Origin of the sequence: Sulfitobacter sp. M85, from assembly GCF_029285915.1 — a bacterium.
GTDB lineage: Bacteria > Pseudomonadota > Alphaproteobacteria > Rhodobacterales > Rhodobacteraceae > Sulfitobacter > Sulfitobacter faviae.
In genome coordinates this window covers 1-2,496 of record NZ_JABECQ010000021.1, presented here as the reverse complement: position 1 = coordinate 2,496, position 2,496 = coordinate 1, and the positions used below count along the sequence as shown (strand labels likewise).

Genomic DNA, 2,496 nt, shown 5'->3' with positions numbered 1-2,496 from the left:
TGTTGATTGTCACTGAGAGCTGACCCGGTATTTTCACCGAGATTTGACCCACCCTCAGTTATGCGTCGTGGTTTATGACGCGGTCAATGTTTTGGCTCCTTTCGTGTTTTCTTTGCAGCCTCAGCGCTGGCCTTGAAGCGGTAGCTGTCGTTTCCGGTTTCGAGGATGTGGCAGCGGTGGGTCAGCCTATCGAGGAGTGCGGTTGTCATCTTTGCATCCCCGAAGACCTGTGCCCATTCTGAGAAGCTGAGGTTTGTGGTTATGATGACGCTGGTGCGCTCGTAGAGCTTGCTGAGCAGATGGAAGAGCAGCGCCCCGCCCGTTGAACTGAACGGCAGGTAGCCGAGTTCGTCCAAGATGACCAAGTCGACCTTCGTCAGCATCTCGGCCAGCTTCCCTGCTTTACCAAGTGCCTTCTCCTGTTCCAGCGCGTTGACCAATTCCACGGTCGAGAAGAAGCGCACCTTACGCCGGTGATGTTCGATGGCTTGGACGCCGATTGCCGTGGCTGTATGGCTCTTGCCCGTTCCGGGACCGCCGATCAAAACAACATTCTCGGCCGCTTCGATAAACTCGCATCGGTGTAGCTGCCGCACTGTCGCTTCGTTGATCTCACTCGATGCAAAGTCGAAGCCCGTCAGATCCTTGTATGCGGGGAAGCGGGCAACCTTCGTGTGGTAGGCGATGGACCGCACCTCGCGTTCGGCGATCTCGGCCTTGAGCAGCTGTGACAGCATTGGTGTGGCAGCTTCGAACGCTGGCGCGCCCTGGGCGACCAAGTCTTCAATCGCATTTGCCATGCCGTATAGCTTGAGACTGCGCAGCATGATGACGATAGAGGCTCCTGCTGGGTCATGACGCATGGCGCTTCTCCTCAGTCTTTCGCAACCCGTCATAGCGACCGACGTTGGCCTCTGGCGTTGTCTGCAATGCCAGTGCGTCCGGCGGATCGACCTCTGGGTGATCTGTCGGTCTGCGGTCGATCAATCGATGCAACAGGTTCAGGATGTGCGTCTTGGTGGGGACGCCCGCTTCAAGTGCCAGTTCCACTGCACGCAAAACGTCCTCTTCGTTGTGCTGAAGAACCAAAGACAGAATGTCGACCATCTCTCGGTCACCGCCTTCTTTACGCAGCATGTGATCCTGCAATTGACGGAAGGCATCCGGCATCTTCGTGAACGGCGCGCCATTCCGAAGTGCGCCCGGTTTGCGTTGGATAACAGCGAGATAGTGGCGCCAATCATAGATGACCTTGCCGGGCTTGCGATGAGATCGCTCGATGATCCGCGCATGCTTGCAAACCGCTTGCCCTTCAGCGACCACGACCAGCCGTTCGGGATAGACATGCAAACTGACACGGCGGTTCGCAAAGCTGGCAGGAACGCTGTAGCGATTGCGTTCGAACGTGATCAGGCAAGTGGGTGACACACGCTTACTGTGTTCGATAAAGCCATCGAATGCCGGCGGCAGTGCCATCAGCGTTGGTTTCTCGGCCTCCCACACGTCAGCGATGGACCCCGGCAATGCCTTGTGCGGTGTCTCTGTCCAAAGGGCGATACAGCGGTCTTCAAGCCATTGGTTCAGCTCTGCCAGATCGGCGCAGACCGGCATGACCTGCCACATGCGGTTGCGCGCATCCTGCACGTTCTTCTCAACCTGGCCTTTCTCCCAACCGGCTGCCGGATTGCAGAACTCGGGCTCAAATACGTAGTGGCTGGCCATAGCCTTGAAGCGTGCATTGACGTCCCGCTGCTTGCCTTTGCCCACACGATCAACGGCGGTCTTCATATTGTCATAGATCCCGCGACCAGGCACACCGCCGAACACGCGGAATGCATGCCAGTGGGCGTCAAACAGCATCTCGTGCGTTTGCAGCGGGTAGGCCCGCACCAAGAAGGCGCGGCTGTGTGACAGTTTGATATGCGCAACCTGAAGTTTGACGCGCTCACCGCCGATGTTGGCCCAGTCCTCGCTCCAATCGAATTGGAAGGCTTCGCCGGGCGCGAACACCAAAGGCACGTAGGTGCCGCGCCCCGTCGTCTGCTCCGCTTGATGCCGATCTTCACGCCAAGCCCGAGCAAAAGCGGCAACGCGTTCATAGGAACCATCGTAGCCTAACTTCACAAGATCAGCGTGCATTTGCTTGATCGTACGCCGCTCCTTGCGCGACTTCCGCGTCTGGATCAAAAGCCAGGCTGATAGCCGATCCGCGTAGGGATCCAGCCTGCTTGGACGCTTGGGCGTCTTGAACTGTGGCTCTACCGCGCCTTCGCGCAGATACTTCCTGATCGTATTTCGAGACAAACCCGTCCGCCGGGCAATCTCCCTGATTGGCATTTTGTCACGCAATGCCCAGCGTCTGATGACACTCAAAAATCCCATGTCGATCACTCCAAATCCCCCCAACCAAAACCGTCGGGGCAGTGTGTTCACATGGGTCAATTCTCAGTGACAATTTATGGGGCTACCGGGTCAGCTCTCAGTGACAATCAACAG

Annotated in this window: 2 protein-coding genes; both read right to left on the bottom strand. The window is 57.4% G+C overall.

Annotated features, from left to right (window positions below; all coding sequences use genetic code 11):
• Positions 1-83: 83 nt before the first annotated feature.
• Positions 84-863, bottom strand: a complete 780-nt coding sequence (istB, locus tag HKX24_RS17495) for an IS21-like element helper ATPase IstB (protein ID WP_209217220.1) — start codon at positions 861-863, stop codon at positions 84-86.
• Complete coding sequence (istA, locus tag HKX24_RS17490; protein ID WP_276154220.1) at positions 853-2,382, bottom strand: IS21 family transposase; 1,530 nt, start codon at positions 2,380-2,382, stop codon at positions 853-855. The genes istB and istA overlap by 11 nt, the downstream gene beginning before the upstream one ends.
• Between the last annotated feature and the right edge of the window lie 114 nt (positions 2,383-2,496).